Source organism: Serratia sp. JSRIV006 (assembly GCF_019968685.1).
GTDB lineage: Bacteria > Pseudomonadota > Gammaproteobacteria > Enterobacterales > Enterobacteriaceae > Chania > Chania fonticola_B.
The window spans coordinates 32,683-48,406 of the sequence record NZ_CP074137.1 but is presented as its reverse complement, the minus strand read 5'-3'; the positions used below and the strand labels follow the sequence as shown (position 1 = coordinate 48,406).

At 54.6% G+C, this 15,724-nt stretch carries 12 protein-coding genes; 2 read left to right on the top strand and 10 right to left on the bottom strand.

Going from position 1 to position 15,724, the window contains the following annotated elements:
• Nucleotides 1-30 precede the first annotated feature (30 nt).
• Nucleotides 31-810, top strand: a complete 780-nt coding sequence (locus KGP16_RS00195) for a class I SAM-dependent methyltransferase (protein WP_223500582.1) — start codon at nucleotides 31-33, stop codon at nucleotides 808-810.
• An 86-nt stretch (nucleotides 811-896) separates the two neighbouring features.
• On the opposite strand, the gene KGP16_RS00190 is transcribed toward KGP16_RS00195, so the two are convergent.
• Complete coding sequence (locus KGP16_RS00190; protein ID WP_021181343.1) at nucleotides 897-1,259, bottom strand: YibL family ribosome-associated protein; 363 nt, start codon at nucleotides 1,257-1,259, stop codon at nucleotides 897-899.
• 67 nt (nucleotides 1,260-1,326) lie between these two features.
• Nucleotides 1,327-2,796: a PLP-dependent aminotransferase family protein gene (locus KGP16_RS00185; RefSeq protein WP_115160317.1), complete on the bottom strand. Its 1,470-nt coding sequence runs from the start codon at nucleotides 2,794-2,796 to the stop codon at nucleotides 1,327-1,329.
• Between the two features lie 136 nt (nucleotides 2,797-2,932).
• Here KGP16_RS00185 and KGP16_RS00180 point away from each other — a divergent pair, with 136 nt between their 5' ends.
• Nucleotides 2,933-3,541 carry a LysE family translocator gene (locus tag KGP16_RS00180; protein WP_021181345.1) on the top strand — a complete coding sequence of 203 codons (609 nt, stop codon included), beginning with the start codon at nucleotides 2,933-2,935 and terminating at the stop codon, nucleotides 3,539-3,541.
• Here KGP16_RS00180 and KGP16_RS00175 read toward each other — a convergent pair.
• The 8 genes from KGP16_RS00175 to KGP16_RS00140 form a co-directional block, all read right to left on the bottom strand.
• Nucleotides 3,538-4,095, bottom strand: coding sequence for an MltR family transcriptional regulator (locus KGP16_RS00175; RefSeq protein WP_021181346.1), 558 nt, complete (start codon nucleotides 4,093-4,095; stop codon nucleotides 3,538-3,540). The two genes, KGP16_RS00180 and KGP16_RS00175, sit on opposite strands and share 4 nt — an antisense overlap.
• Nucleotides 4,096-4,259: 164 nt before the next feature.
• Nucleotides 4,260-5,408 carry a mannitol-1-phosphate 5-dehydrogenase gene (locus tag KGP16_RS00170; protein WP_179252561.1) on the bottom strand — a complete coding sequence of 383 codons (1,149 nt, stop codon included), beginning with the start codon at nucleotides 5,406-5,408 and terminating at the stop codon, nucleotides 4,260-4,262.
• Between the two features lie 62 nt (nucleotides 5,409-5,470).
• Nucleotides 5,471-7,387, bottom strand: coding sequence for a PTS mannitol transporter subunit IICBA (locus KGP16_RS00165; RefSeq protein ID WP_065683438.1), 1,917 nt, complete (start codon nucleotides 7,385-7,387; stop codon nucleotides 5,471-5,473).
• Between the two features lie 547 nt (nucleotides 7,388-7,934).
• The gene (locus KGP16_RS00160; RefSeq protein ID WP_059199242.1) at nucleotides 7,935-8,654 is read right to left on the bottom strand and encodes a DUF3053 domain-containing protein; all 720 of its coding nucleotides are present in this window, start codon (nucleotides 8,652-8,654) and stop codon (nucleotides 7,935-7,937) included.
• A 198-nt stretch (nucleotides 8,655-8,852) separates the two neighbouring features.
• Nucleotides 8,853-10,922 (bottom strand): glycine--tRNA ligase subunit beta, encoded by a 2,070-nt coding sequence (glyS, locus tag KGP16_RS00155; protein ID WP_059199243.1) that lies wholly within the window; start codon nucleotides 10,920-10,922, stop codon nucleotides 8,853-8,855.
• 8 nt (nucleotides 10,923-10,930) lie between these two features.
• On the bottom strand, nucleotides 10,931-11,839 hold the full coding sequence (gene glyQ / locus KGP16_RS00150; protein WP_021181351.1) for a glycine--tRNA ligase subunit alpha: 909 nt from the start codon (nucleotides 11,837-11,839) through the stop codon (nucleotides 10,931-10,933).
• Nucleotides 11,840-12,121: 282 nt separating this feature from the next.
• A complete protein-coding gene (locus KGP16_RS00145; protein ID WP_094982482.1) occupies nucleotides 12,122-12,865 on the bottom strand; it encodes a LuxR family transcriptional regulator in 744 nt (247 codons plus the stop codon).
• 791 nt (nucleotides 12,866-13,656) lie between these two features.
• Nucleotides 13,657-15,645, bottom strand: coding sequence for an autotransporter outer membrane beta-barrel domain-containing protein (locus KGP16_RS00140; RefSeq protein ID WP_223500581.1), 1,989 nt, complete (start codon nucleotides 15,643-15,645; stop codon nucleotides 13,657-13,659).
• Nucleotides 15,646-15,724 lie beyond the last annotated feature (79 nt).

The following is a 15,724-nucleotide window of genomic DNA, read 5'->3' as shown; positions in this document are numbered from 1 at the left end:
ACCCATCGAGCTGGATTAGGGAGTTGCGTTATGACTACATCACCTCATTCTATTCATCACGCGGCTGCGGCGGGCTATCAGGCCAATGCGGATCGCTACGTTTTAGGCCGCCCGGATTATCCGGCGGAGATCGCCGATTGGCTGCGTGAAGTACTCGAGCTACAGCCCGGTAAGACCGTCATCGATCTGGGCGCAGGCACCGGCAAGTTCACTCCGCGCCTGCTGGAGACCGGTGCCAACGTCATCGCCGTTGAGCCGGTGGCGCCGATGCTGGGAAAGCTGGCGGCAGCGTTCCCTCAGGTGAAAACGCTGGCAGGTACCGCCGAATCACTCCCGCTGCCGGATGAGTCGGTGGATGCCGTGGTGTGCGCGCAATCCTTTCACTGGTTTGCCACACGTCAGGCGCTGGCGGAAATTCAGCGCGTGCTGAAACCCGGCGGTAAGCTTGGCCTGGTGTGGAATATGCGCGATGCGCGGGTTGGCTGGGTACGTAAGCTCAACCAGATAGTCGATCGCCACGAAGGGGATGCGCCGCGTTTTTATACCGGTGAATGGCGCAGGCTGTTCCCTTACCCGGGTTTTGCCCAGCTACAGGAGCAGGTGTTTATGCTGGGGCATTGTGGGGCGCCGGAAGATGTGATTTATAACCGTGTGCGATCCACCAGCTTTATCGCCGCGTTGCCGCAACAGCAGCAGGAACAGGTGATCGAACAGATCCGCCAACTGGTGGCAGAGGAAGAGGAACTCCGGGGAAAAGAAACGCTCACGGTGCCTTACCAGACCTGCGCGTTCTTTACGACCAAGGCCTGAGCATGCCCCTCACCCTAACCCTTATGTCTTGATCTTCTCCGCTAAGGCGGAGAAGATCAAGACATAAGGGTTGGGGTGAGGGGTAATCAGAACGCTTTTTTGGCGTAGCCGGTAACCACTTTCAGGCCCATCTCACGGCCAAGTGCGGTCATTGGGTGTACCACGATCAGGCCACGAACGCTTTTCTTCAGCGTACCCATATCCGCCTGCTCTTTCTTGGTGATCTCGCGGCTGAACGGCAGCTGGCTCAACTTCTGCGCTTCCGCACTCAGTTTTTCCACGCGCACGTTTTTCAGGCGCTCAATCTCGGTCTTTAGCTTCTCTTTTTCTTTGAGATGTTGCGCAATCAGGTCGGTGTTACCCTGCTGGATCACCACGGTGTCTTTGTGGTTCAGTGCGTCCAGCAAATCGCTCAGGCGCTTAATCTCGGCTTTTTCTTTCTCTTTCATCGTCTCTGGCCTGTTTTGTTCTATGGCGTAAAAAATATTTCGCTAGTGTAGCAAAATGCACGGCAGGTTACTCCTCACCTTGCGCAATTCCCGCAGGCAGGCCGCTCATCTCGCAGGCTTTTGCCCCCACCCGCGCCAGCGCCTGGGTATAACGGGCGTTAAAGGGATAGCAGCAGGAGAGCCGCAGCCCATTATGATAACGCCCACTGGGAGAATATAGCGTACCGGGCGTCAGGCAGATCTGCTCATCCAGCAACTGATGGAATAGCGCCACCGTGTCCACCCCTGCTGGGAACTCCACCCAGAACACAAACCCACCGGCAGGCTGAGTCGCTCTTGTCCCGCGCGGGAAATGGCGGGCAATCAGCGCTCTAGCCTCTTCCACCTGCGCCGCATAGCGTTTGCGCAAATTACGCAGATGATGATCGTATCCCCCCGCCTCCAGGAACATGGCCAGCGTTTCCGACAGCAAGTGCGACTCCGACATCGAAGACACCGCCTTCAGCTTACGCAGCGCATCACTGAACCGGCCACCAACCACCCAACCGATGCGGAAATCCGGTGCCAGCGTTTTGGTAAAGCTGGAGCAAAACAGCACCCAGCCGTCGCTATCGAACGCCTTCACCGCCGGGCTGAGCGCACTGCCAAATTGTAGCTCAGCATACAGCCCATCTTCGATCAGTGGCACTTGATGATCGTTCATCAGGCGTGCCAGCCGTTTTTTCGACGCCAGCGGCATGGTACAGCCCAGTGGATTCTGTATCGTCGGCATAGCGATGACCGCATTCAGCCGTTTCTCCTGCAACAGCAACTCCAGCGCATCCAGCGACAGGCCATGCTGCGGGTCGGTGGGAATTTCCAACGCTTTCAGCCCCAGGCTGGCGAGCAACGGCAACAGGTAAAAATAGGTCGGCGACTCCAACCCCACGCAGTCGCCGGGCTTGGTGGTCACCCTGAGCGCCAGCTGCAAGGCTTCCATACAACCGTGCGTTAGCGTGATGTCACTCGGCTCCAGCAACATGCCCAACGTCATCGAACGCCGGGCGATCTGCTGGCGCAACCGCAGGCTGCCCGGCGGCAAAGCGTATTGGCCAATCAGATTCGGCTGGCGGCGTAACTGTGATGACAACATCCTCCCCAGCTTGCCACCGGGGTAAAAATCCACGGTTTGCGGACAGGCGAGCGACAAATTGGTGAAGGCCGGGTTCTGTTGGGCGGCAAAAACCGTATCGATCAGGGCCAGCACATCATCCGCTGGCTGTTCAACCCGGTTGCTGGGTGCCGACGCCGTTTTCAACGCAGGCAAGGTCGCCCGCACGTAAAACCCAGACTGTGGCCGCGCCTCGATCAGCCCCCGGTCTTCCAACTGGCGATAGGCTGCCACCACGGTATTGATGCTGACGCTGTGGCTCTGTGCGCAACGGCGCACCGAAGGCAGGCGGCTACCGGGCGGTAAAGTGCCACGATGGATAGCCGCCGCCAATGTCTCCGCCAGTTGCAGGTAGCGGGTTTCGGGGATTTCGTCGAGCAGGGTCACAATTCCTCTCCGGTTAATGGGTACAGTTAAAAATTATCGTAACTGTAACCATGACAATAGCTGATTTCTGGTTCTGTCACCATCACCCCACAGCCCTTATGCTGGTGATCACTCCCAATCATGTATGGAAAACCTTATGCTGGACTCTGCTTTTATCAGTTACGTGACCGTGATGTCGATTACCCCTGGCCCCAATAACCTGCTGCTGGCTTCGTCCGGCGTCAATTTCGGCCTGCGGCGTACCTTACCGATGATGTTTGGTATCAGTCTGGGCTGTGCGACACAGTTAGCCCTCACCACGCTATTGCTGGCGTTGATCCTTAACTGGGCCGATACCATCCGCTTTCCGCTGGCGGTAATGGGCTGTGCGTACCTGTTGTGGCTATCGTGGAAACTGTATAAGGCGGCTTCGCCGGATGCTAAACAGCAGGCGCGGCCAATGCGCTTTATCGGCGGAGCCTTGTTCCAGGCGGTGAACCCGAAAGCCTGGCTGATGGCCATCAACGTGGCGATCCTGTTCACTCCCCATGAAGGGGCGACGCTGCATCAAACGCTGTTAACCATCGCAGGCTTCACCGCGGTGAATGTTCCCTGCATCTTGATCTGGGCGTTGATGGGCGATCGGCTGCGCCACGCTCTGCGTGTGACCTGGAAACTGCGGTTATTTAACGGCGTGATGGCGGGCTTGATGGCAACAACCGCATTATGGCTGCTGTTTGACGAGTGGCGTGCGCTGATGGCTTAAGGCTTTTGAGCACCGAGCGGGGAGAGCCGGGAGGGCTGCTTGGCGCCAATTTTCGCCAGCAGCTCGGTGATCGACAGCACCATGGTGGAACGCACCATCTGCTGGTAACGCTGGTGTTGCATGGCGATCAGCGATTCATCCGCCTCGCCGGGCTGTAGAAACGTGGGGACCGGCGGCAACGCGCTGACGCAATGGAGCTCACCGAAGGGGCCGAGTATCTCATCATCAATAAAGCGATATTCCGAACCGTCGTGGTTCAGCTCTTCACGCATCGCCATCAGCAGTTCGGCATCTTCGTATTCATGGCGGGAAATCACCCCCAGCCCGTACATCAGCTTCAGACGAACCGAAAGTTCACCGAGCGGCCCGGCACCGGACAACAGAGGTTCTACGGCATATTTCACCGCGTAGTCATCTTTACGGAAAACCTGTACCACCAGGACGTTAAGCGCTTCTGCCAACAGCTCGACCGCTGCGATCAGAAAACTGCGCACCGTCTTGCCAGCGTTCAGCTTTTCCAGAACCTTGTTTTCGAATGCCTGTGTCTCGATCATCTTCGCTTTTCGAATCGCATGGGTGGTGTGGTCATTCGAGCCCCTCCCATTAACCACAGGAAGTGAGCCCGAATGGGGGGCAAAGACGCCTTGCCCCCTCACCCTACCCCTTATCCGTGGGGAAAGGGAATGAGTTTGCTTACACTGGTTTGATATCACAGCGTTTACTGCAAGGCGTTATACACAGCAACCGCCTCTTCCACAACCTTGCTGTCGGCCGGTAAACCGGAAATTTGCGCCAGCGCGGCTTTTGGACCCAATTTTGTCAGCAAGTCTACCAGTTCTTGTGCCTGTGGGTCCTGCTCGCTGCGGTAGCTCATGGCGGCGGCAATCCCCTTGATCAGGTTGGCGTGCGGCAAGCCGTATTCCAACGTGCCCAACAGCGGCTTGATCAGGCGATCGCCTGCGCTCAGTTTGCGCAACGGCTGACGGCCTACGCGCTCAACGTCATCGTGCAGATACGGATTTTCGAAGCGGGACAGGATTTTGTTGATATAGGCGGCATGCTTGTCAGCGTCAAAACCGTAGCGCTTGATCAGCACCGCACCGCTCTCTTCCATCGCCCCTTTGACCACCTGGCGGATGACCGGATCGAGGATTGCATCACGAATAGTCAACAGCTTGGCGCGTTGGCCCAGGTAGGCAGTGATCGCATGGCCGGTATTGAGGGTAAACAGCTTACGCTCCACAAACGCCATCAGGTTGTCAGTCAGTTCCATACCGGCGATGGCTGGCGGTTGCCCTTTGAATTGGGTCTGATCGACAATCCACTCGCTAAAGGTTTCCACCGTCACTTCCAGCGGATCGTTGCTGCCCGCTTCTGCTGGGGGCACGATACGGTCTACGGCGGAATCGACAAAGCCGATATGCTGCTCAACCCAGGCCTGTTCATCCTGCGGCAGTGCGTCGAACACGTGCTGTTTGAGCTGGCTGGTGCCGCGTACCATGTTTTCACAGGCGATGATATTCAGCGGTTGATTATTGCCTTGCTGATGGCGCAGGATCAGGCCTTTGGCGATAGTCCCGGCAATTCTGGCGAGGATCTGCGGGCCAACGGCGGTCGTGACAATATCGGCCTGGGCTATCAAGGCCACCGCCTCTTCGCTACCGCTGTTAACGGCACTGACGTTGTTCACCTCTTCAACGCGCGCCTGCTCACCCACCACATGTACCTGGTAGCTTTTGCGTTGGTTCAACGCGTCCAGCACCGTCTGGTTAACGTCAGCAAAAGTCAGTTCGGCGTGCGCGTCGGCAAGCAGTTTGCCAATAAAGCCACGGCCAATATTGCCGGCTCCGAAGTGTAATGCTTTCATATTCCACCCTTTCTTAATGTAGAAAGGTGCAGCAAGCTGCACCCTTTAAAATAATTCTGTTATCAGGCCTTCTTGCCGCCCAGCAAATCCAACACTTCCTGGACGCTGGTGGTATTCGCCAGCCGCTCGATGACGGTTTCATCATCCAACGCATTGGTCAGGCTGGTGATCACCTGGATATGCTCGTTATTACGTGCCGCGATACCGATAACCAGGCGCGCCACCTCATCCTCTTCGTCACCGAAACGTACGCCCTGCGGATACTGGCAGAACACCACGCCGGTACGCAGCACGCGGTCTTTGGCTTCGATGGTGCCATGCGGCACGGCAATGGATTCGCCCAGATAGGTAGAGGTCAGCTTTTCACGCTCCAACATGGCTGGAACATATTCTGGCTCGACGTAGCCTCCCTTCACCAGTTGCTCACCAGCAAAACGAATCGCCTGCTCTTTATCAATGGCCTGCAAGCCGAGGAACACGTTGCTTTCACCCAGTTTGAACAGGTTCTGTTCGCTGGCGTCAAAGCTGTCATCCAGGGTAGAGATAACCTTCTGCTCGGTTTCGCTGGTCTTGTTAGCAGCCACCAGGCGAGCGGTCAAATCACTGTACAGATGGCTGTCCAGGAAGTTGGTCAGCGAGATGTGCTGAGCCTGCGGCGCATGGCGCATCGCACGCTCGGTCAAATCGCGGTGAGTGATCACCAGATCCACATCTTCCGGCAGGCTGTTGATCGCACTATTGGTTACCGAGATATTCTTCAGCCCCGCGTCCGCCACTTTCTTGCGCAGCACGCCAGCACCCATGGCGCTGGAACCCATACCCGCATCGCAAGCCACGATGATTTTACGCACGGTGCTCAGATCGCCGTCTACCGCTGCGTTTACCGCGGCACCGCCTTTAGACTGGGCTTTCATGTCCTGAATACGGCGGGTCGCCTCTTCCAGATCGTCTTCCTCTTTCACTTTTGAGGTTTTCAACAGGAAAGATGAGACCACGAAGGAGACCAGGAACGCCGCAAATACCGCCGCCAGGTTAGCGAAGTAGGCGCCTTTTGGCGTCATCGCCAACACCGCCAGGATAGAGCCTGGGGAGGCAGGGGATACCAGGCCACCGTTCAGCAGGGTCAGGGTGAATACGCCGGTCATACCGCCCAGAATAACCGCCAGGATCAGGCGTGGATTCATCAGCACGTATGGGAAGTAAATTTCGTGGATACCCCCCAGGAAGTGGATGATCGCCGCACCGCCAGCAGACTGCTTGGCACTACCACGGCCGAAGAACATATAGGCCATCAGCACACCCAAACCTGGGCCTGGGTTGGCTTCGATCAGGAAGAAGATTGATTTACCGGTTTCCGTCGCCTGCTGGATACCCAGCGGTGAGAAGATGCCGTGGTTGATGGCGTTGTTCAGGAACAGGATTTTCGCCGGTTCAACGAAGATCGAGGTCAATGGCAGCAGGTTGTTGACCACCATGATATGCACGCCAGCCGCCAACACTTTAGACAGCGCTTCGACCAATGGCCCGATACCCATAAAGGCCAGGATCGCCAACAGCATACCAATGATGCCAGCGGAGAAGTTGTTGACCAACATCTCGAAGCCGCTCTTGATCTTGCCGTCGACCCAACGGTCAAAATGCTTGATCGCCCAGCCGCCCAGCGGCCCAACAATCATGGCGCCGAGGAACATCGGCATATCTGCACCGACGATCACACCCATGGTGGTGATGGCACCGACCACGCCGCCACGCTCGCCGCCCACCAGTTTACCGCCGGTATAACCGATCAGCAGTGGCAGCAGATAGGTGATCATTGGCCCAACCAGCTTGGCTAACGTCTCGTTTGGCAGCCAGCCGGTAGGAATGAATAGCGCAGTGATGATACCCCAGGCGATGAATGCGCCAATGTTGGGCATCACCATGTTACTCAGGAAACGGCCAAAGTTTTGCACTTTAACCTTGATGTCTGGTGAAAACATAAACACACCCCTATTGTTACGCGCTGACAATAAGAGCGCGCGATAATTGTTGTAACGTTCTAGCCCTGTTGATGCTGTTTGCGAAACGGACTCTACCACGCTCTTTTTACTACGCGAACTTCACGGAATTTTTGTGATCACCATCACTAACATTGCCCCTATACCCCGGTGTATTTAGTGATTTTCGTCACATTTATCCGGTGTAAAAAAAATACAACGAGAAGATATACCGGCTAAACGCACCAAAAACGTGACTTTAATCACACTTTAAACCTTGATGTTTGTTTTTAAAATGTGACAAGAATCACAATTTATTTTACATCCGACCACCGGGCCGTGACCTGAAATGACATCTTCCCTGTGAGCATCCACACCGTCGGGAAATAACCATGGCGTGGATGAAAGAAAACTACATTAAGAGATGTGATGAATAAGTGAAGTGTAGTACAGAAAATACGTGGGGGAGGGAGGGGTAAGGAGTTGGAAAAAAGCGGAATAATGTATGTGGTACCAAACGCTGGCCCACATACATTGTTTAGAACGAAGGTTATTGCATTACCGCCAGCACGGTTTTCTGTGCGTTCAGCAAGTCCTGCTGCTTGGCCACCAGATTGGACATCATGGTGTTGTACTGCGTCGCCTGCTGCTGGGTGCGGAACTGCACGCCACCGTTGTTGAAGCTGACCTGATTGCCCTGGGCCTGTAGGAAATCCCCTACCTGTACCAGGTCTTGGACAAAACCGGCGGTGGTTGGGATCGCTGGCATCAGCGCATTGGCCGGTGCGGTAACGATCTTGTCATACGCCTGGTTGTACACCGCTTTCAGGTCGTCCGGCTGTTTCAGCGCCGCACGAGCGGTATCCGCCTGCGCCTTGGCAGTCTGGATCTGCTGGCCCAGCAGGTTTAACGCGCCGATCGACTGTTGCAAGCTATCGCGCTTGCTCATGTAGTCCTGCGCGGTGCGGATCTGATTAACCTGCTCCAGCGCCGGGGTCAGGCTGGCGTCCACCGACTTGGTCAACTGCTGGGAAAAGCCCACCAGAATGGCGTAATCGCTGGTATAAGCACCGAATTTCTGTTTCTGATCTTCGCTCAACGTCGGGATATGTACGCCACTGCGCATGACCGTATTCTGTAAGTAATCAACGAATGCCTTGCGCTGCTCCGGCTCTTTATCGCCGCAGGCGGTCAGTTGCATAACCACCAACAATGCCAACACCGGTGCCAGCCAACGCGCGAAACTTCTGCTCTGGATCCCTACAGCCATGTGACATAACTCCTGTTATAAACGTGTCTTTTATCGGATTCCATGCCGTCTGCCGCCCTCCGTGCGTCTACAAGAATAGATCAACTGCCAGCGATACGAAATGTGATTGTGCGAGGCTCGCAGAATAACTCACCGTTGCGCGGCCGCCATCAGAGAAGAAAAAGCGCCCGCAGGCGCTTTTTCTTGGGCTTTACACCATTATTGCAGTACGGAGATATCCGCGACCTGCAAGAACAACTCACGCAGCTTGCTCAGCAGAGTCAGGCGGTTCACGCGCACCGCTTCATCTTCTGCCATCACCATCACGCCGTCGAAGAACGCATCCACGGTTTCACGGAGTGCGGCCAGTTCTACCAGTGCTTCCTGGTAGCGGCCTTCGGCGAAGAACGGTTGCAGCTTATCGCGCAGCACCACCAAGTGGGTTGCCAACTTCAGTTCGGCCGGTTCTTTCAATACCGATGCGTGGACCTGGTCCAGCAGCGTATCGTTGGATTTAGCCAGGATATTGGAAACGCGCTTGTTGGCAGCCGCCAATGCCGCTGCTGCTTCCAGCGTACGGAAATGCGTCACCGCTTTTACCCGCGCATCGAAGTCTGCTGGCTTGGTTGGGCGACGAGCCAACACGGCCTGGATGGTATCCACCGCGTGACCTTCTTCCTGATACCAGGCGCGGAAACGGCCCAGCATAAAGTCGACAACCTCATCTACGACCTTGGCGTTGGTCAGCTTGTCACCATACAGGCGGACAGCCTCTTCGGTCAGGGTTTGCAGATCCAGCGGCAGGTTTTTCTCAACGATAATACGCAGTACGCCCAGCGCAGCACGGCGCAGTGCGAACGGGTCTTTATCGCCTTTTGGATGTTGCCCGATGCCGAAGATCCCGGCCAGGGTGTCCATTTTGTCGGCAATAGCCAACGAGCAGGCCACCAACGATTGCGGCAGCTCATCACCGGCAAAGCGTGGTTGATACTGTTCGTTCAACGCTACCGCCACGTCTTCGGCTTCACCGTCATGGCGCGCATAGTGCATGCCCATGACGCCTTGGGTGTCGGTGAATTCGAACACCATGTTGGTCATCAGATCGCACTTCGACAGCAGCCCCGCACGCGTGGCGTGGTTGACGTCAGCCCCGATCTGGCCAGCGATCCAGCCAGCCATGGCCTGAATACGGTCGGTCTTGGCGCGCAGGGTGCCCAGTTGCTGTTGGAACAGCACGGTTTCCAGACGCGGCAGGTTGTCTTCCAGGCGTTGCTTGCGGTCGGTATTGAAGAAGAATTCGGCATCCGCCAGACGTGGGCGCACCACTTTCTCGTTACCAGAGATAATTTGCTGCGGATCTTTCGATTCGATATTGGCGACGAAGATAAAGTTCGGCAGCAGTTTGCCCGCGGCGTCATACACCGGGAAATACTTCTGATCGCCCTTCATGGTGTACACCAACGCTTCCGCCGGCACCGCCAGGAATTTCTCTTCGAACTTGGCGGTCAGCACCACTGGCCATTCGACCAACGAGGTGACTTCTTCCAGCAGGCTCTCGCTCAGATCGGCTTTACCACCAATCTGCTGTGCAGCCAACTCGGCATCACGCTTGATCAAGGATTTACGGGTTTGATAATCCGCCACCACTTTGCCGCGCTCCAACAGGATCTGCGGGTATTGATCGGCATTATCGATGGTGAATTCGGCTTCACCCATAAAGCGGTGGCCGCGAATAGTGCGGGCAGAGTCGATACCCAGCACGGTGCCAGGGATCAGTTCTGCACCCAGCAGCAGGGTCACGGTATGCACAGGGCGGACGAACTGGGTTTCTTTATCACCCCAGCGCATCAGTTTCGGGATTGGCAGCTTGGACAGCGCGGTGCTCACCATACCGGCCAGCAGTTGCTGGGCAGATTGGCCAGGCACATGGGCGCGATACAGCAGCCATTCGCCTTTATCGGTCACCAGGCGCTCGGCCTGATCGACGGTAATACCGCAGCCACGCGCCCAACCTTCGGCCGCTTTGCTCGGTTTGCCTTCGGCATCGAACGCCTGGGCAATGGCTGGACCGCGTTTTTCAACTTCACGATCGGCCTGCGCAGCACTCAGATCCGCCACTTTCAACGCCAGGCGGCGCGGAGCGGCAAACCACTTCACTTCGCCATGTTCCAGGCCAGCGTTGTCCAGTTCAGCGGTAAAGTTGGCGGCAAAGGCTTCTGCCAGTGAGCGAAGAGCCTTCGGCGGCAGCTCTTCCGTGCCGATTTCCACCAGGAAAGTCTGTTGTGTCATAGCTGCCTCTACTTCTTGTTACACATTGGGAAGCCCAGCGCTTCGCGGGAAGCGTAGTAGGCCTCGGCAACGGCTTTGGTCAGCGTGCGAATACGCAGAATATAGCGCTGACGCTCGGTAACCGAGATCGCCTTGCGTGCATCCAACAGGTTGAAGGTATGAGCAGCCTTGAGGATACGTTCATAAGCCGGCAGCGGCAGCGGTTTCTCCAATGCCAGCAGCGTTTGTGCTTCCTTCTCGTACTGCTCGAAGCAGGAGAACAGGAAATCGACATCGGCGTATTCGAAGTTATAGGTGGACTGCTCCACTTCGTTCTGATGGAACACGTCGCCGTAGGTGGTAACGCCCAATGGGCCATTGCTCCACACCAGATCGTAGACGCTGTCCACGCCCTGGATGTACATCGCCAAGCGTTCCAGACCGTAGGTAATCTCACCGGTGACCGGTTTGCACTCCAGACCACCAACCTGCTGGAAATAGGTAAACTGCGTGACTTCCATGCCGTTTAACCACACTTCCCAACCCAGACCCCAGGCACCGAGCGTCGGGTTTTCCCAGTTGTCTTCCACAAAGCGGATATCGTGGATGGTCGGATCCAGACCCAGTTCCTTCAAGGAACCCAGGTAGAGTTCCTGAATGTTTTCTGGCGATGGCTTAATCACCACCTGGAATTGGTAGTAATGCTGCAGGCGGTTCGGGTTTTCCCCGTAACGGCCGTCGGTTGGGCGACGAGACGGTTGCACATAGGCGGTGGCCATTGGCTCCGGGCCCAGTGCACGCAGGCAGGTCATCGGGTGGGATGTCCCCGCGCCAACTTCCATGTCCAGCGGTTGCACGATGGTGCAGCCCTGGCGCGCCCAATAGTCCTGTAGTGTCAGGATCAGACCCTGAAAGGTCTTGGTATCAAACTTTTGCATGTTGATTTCGCACGCGATACAAGTGGATTTAACAGAATGGGCCAGTATACCCGTTGACCGTAAGATATACAGCCAGAATCCCGCAGCAAGTGTCAATCTTCGTGAAAAAATCGCGCTGCGCGGCCAGTTAGGAAGGGATCGAGTCGATAGCTGTTGCCTGAACGAGATTGAGCCAGGCGATAAGCCTCAATGAATAGGGGCGGCCTAAGCAACCGCTACACCATCCGACATTGATCATCGATACGTTCAAGCCGGAAGGCAACGTTGAGCGCTTGGCCACTCTCATTCCCGCTCGTAAAGCACCGGCCTGATGAGCTTCAGTTCGACGCCAAGCCTGATGGCATGTTTGGCATTGGTAACGCCTAATTTTTTGACCACGTTGCCGATATGATATTTTACGGTGGTGAGCTTGATCCCCAAAATCAGCGCGATTTCCTGATAGGACTTTCCCATGCTTGCCCAGTAAATCACCTCATTCTCGCGCTTGGAGAACAGCTCTTTTTGGTTGATTTGGTCATCATCGCTGGTGTTATTCAGTTCGTGATAAAGTGCGGTTAATTTATCATGCACGGTGATCAACAGCATTTGCAGTTTATGTTGATTCTCTTTGATAATCTCTTCTATATTTTCGTCACAGGCGTCATCCATAAAAAGAGACAGCACCACCAGATTATTATTATGATCGTGCAACACAAACGTATAGCCATTGATGATGTTATAATTCTTGGCCATCTCAAAAATATTGGGGTGTTTTAACCCAGAGCCGTTCTTAATATTTTCATCCCAGACGAAGGGAGTCACTCGCCGGGATGTCGTAATCAATACCGGATCGATAAACTGGTAGTTATTTGCGGTGTAAAACTCAAACCATTCTGTTTTGTTAGAAATGATGGCGAAATCGGCAGGGTTTATTTTGCTCATGATCGCATAAGCGTACTTTATGCTGTTATACTCTTGTAAGTTTTCCTCCAAATAACTCTTTATGACTGAGTTAATAAATTCATTATTAAAGAATAAACTCGACACGCAAAGTCTCCTTATTGAAATTCCCGTTACAAATTTCAGAGGACAGCATAGAGGTAATATTTTATCATAAAAAAAAACAGAAAATTCATAGTGAGTAAAAAAATTCCGTGATGATTTTAATGCTTGATATATTTAATGAAAGAACTGTGTTTTTTAACCACGTTCACCCCAAGATATCAAAGCCTGATTTTTTCACTGCGCTAATAACGGGTTTACGACAGTCTGCGTGATAAATTTTTTAGTTGCTGAAGTGTTTTTCATTGGGTGTTTTTTTGCCAAAAATGTTAACATTCGGCAAAAAACACCACGTCATATCTGATAATAGCTCACTTTCTGATTGTTAATAACAGGTTAAAGCTAAAAAACTAATGATAGGGGCTGAGATTGATACGTTTTTTATATATTTCAGGCACGCAAAAGCGCTCCCACTCGTTGATTGGCGAGCGAGAGAACAATTGACAGACAACCTGTTATTTATAATAATGACAACAAAATTTCCCTGGTGTTGGCCGAATTGGCTCCTGATCCTTTAAACGGGATCAGTTTTTTTTATTTAAATCTTTTGCTCTTATGCCGTAACGATAAAGTCTTTTAGGAGCAAATGATAGTTATACTAAAGTACAGTCAGACACTGTACTTTTTCGGTGAAGGGCTTGGGCAAGGCGATGGCTAACAGGGCTGACAGCCCCTGATGTCAGGCACTGTCCCGTAATAATGGTAAGCACAACTCCCTCCTATTCTTCCCGGCACCAAACCGTCTGGCACCGGGCAATTAAGTTTAAAGCCATTCTTCAAAAACGCGCACTGACCCCCACATTGTACATAAATTGCTCACCACTGCTCAAGCCGCTGGTTTGCGAAACCGTCGCAAAGGCCGCCACCCGATCGCTCAATGGCATATTCGCCCCCAAGGTGATATCCATCCAGTTTTTATCCTGGCTGGCGCTGTCGCGGGTGAATGAGGTCTGGGTCGATTTCAATCCACCGCCTGCCCGGTAAACGCCATCACCGAACTGATGCTGATAGCTCACCTCCGCGTAGGGATTAACTACCCCAAGTTGGCTATCCAATCGCCATCCTACAGCGCCGATCTGCGAATGATAGGTCTGATCGTTGAAACGCATGGCCGTACTGTCGTCGCCATTCTCGCTATAACCGGAGACGTTGCTGTAATCCCAGGCAAACTGGGCCATCGGCCCAGTGGTGAGGTACGAAGCGATTGGGAAGTCATACCCCGCAGTAACGCGTGCGCCCCACTGCTTACCATCGGTATCGCCGGTTTCTGTGCGAGTCAGCGAACCCAGCTGCATACTGCGGTTAATATCGTCGTAATTCACGCTGGCATAGTGCAAATCGGCATTGACCCATCCCTGCTCAAACAGCGTTACTGAGCTGAAGGCCGACAGCAGCACGCCACGCGCCTTATAATCGTAACGGCTGGAAGGTTGCTGATTGTCGTTGGAACCTGAGATCAACGCACCTATCAGCCACTTATCCGTCAGTTGATAATCTACGCCCAGCGTTAGGTTATGCGTGGTGGCGTCGCCATCCCCGGAAACCGTATTGGCAGAATAATCGTAACGTTGCCCGGCATAGCCGCCGAACACGCCAAATGACCCCTGCGGATTGCTGCTGGTGCGTAACTGCTGAAAACGGCTGTCCAGGGTAGCACGGCTATCACGCGCGAAGGCGGCGGTTGCCTGGTTGAGTGCCACTGCCTGCGCCGGGCCATCCAATACCGCCTGAATATAATCGGCGATCAGTTGGTGAGCCTGTGGGCTAGGGTGGAAATGATCGGCAAACAGATAAGCCTGCTCGCTGTTAAAGCCTGGCATGGACGAACTGCATACCGCCGAAGAAACTCCCGCTGGGCAGGCCATACCGGCGGTGTTGGTAAAACCAAACTGGCCCGGATTGGCGATCGCCTCGCTGAACAGTTTGTTGACATCTACGCGCACGATATTACCGCCGCCCTGAGCCAACAGGCGATCTTCGCTCTGGTTATAAAAATCGGTAAGCTGGGCCGCCTGGGCGCTGAAACTGTCAAAAGCCGCGCTCAGTTGGGCAGCGATGGCCTGTTGCACCATAGGATTGCTGCTGGCCTGCTGTGCCGCGGCACCTAAAGCCTGATGGATCGCCTGCTGGCGCGAAGCGTTATCCGGCGTGGCGAGAGTATTAAGCTTGCCGTACGCCGCCAGTATGGCCGCGCCCTGCACTGGCCCCAGCGCCTGCTGGATAATCAGTTCCATCAACTGCGGGGTTGAGCCGATATTGGGTACCGTTGGCACTATCACCGTCCCGGCACCGGCGTTCAATAAAGCGTGCACCTGAGTCGCCGCAGCCAAGGCGCTGGTATAGGCCACCTCCGGTGCGGTTGCCACATTCATCGCCGCGGCGGCCAGATCGTTACCGCCAATCCAGTGAATATACAGACCGTCGCCGTCGGCCCTGCCGTTAACCCGCGCAAGGTAGCTTTGTAGCTGATCCTCGGTATTGTCCGCCGGGTTTAGCGCCGGTACGGCCACGCCACCACCGGCAGCATAGTTGTAGCCACCGCTATCGGACGCCACCAGCGCGGCACCGATGCGCTGGCCCAGTATTTCGTCATACAGCCGATGTTGGTTACTGTCATAAGTGAAGCGGCCGTTATTGCCGGTATCACTCAGGCTGTCACCAAACACGTACAGTTGATCGTAAGCCTGTGCCGTAGCACTGAGGCAAAAAGCTAACGTCACGGCAAGCACCGTTGGGGTGTGCTTACCCTGTCTTTTCAGAGGCATAAATAGACTCCTAGTCATAAATAGAGGAAATCCTGTTCTTATCGTTGGCAGTTATCGCTATAGCCGTGTAGTAAATATT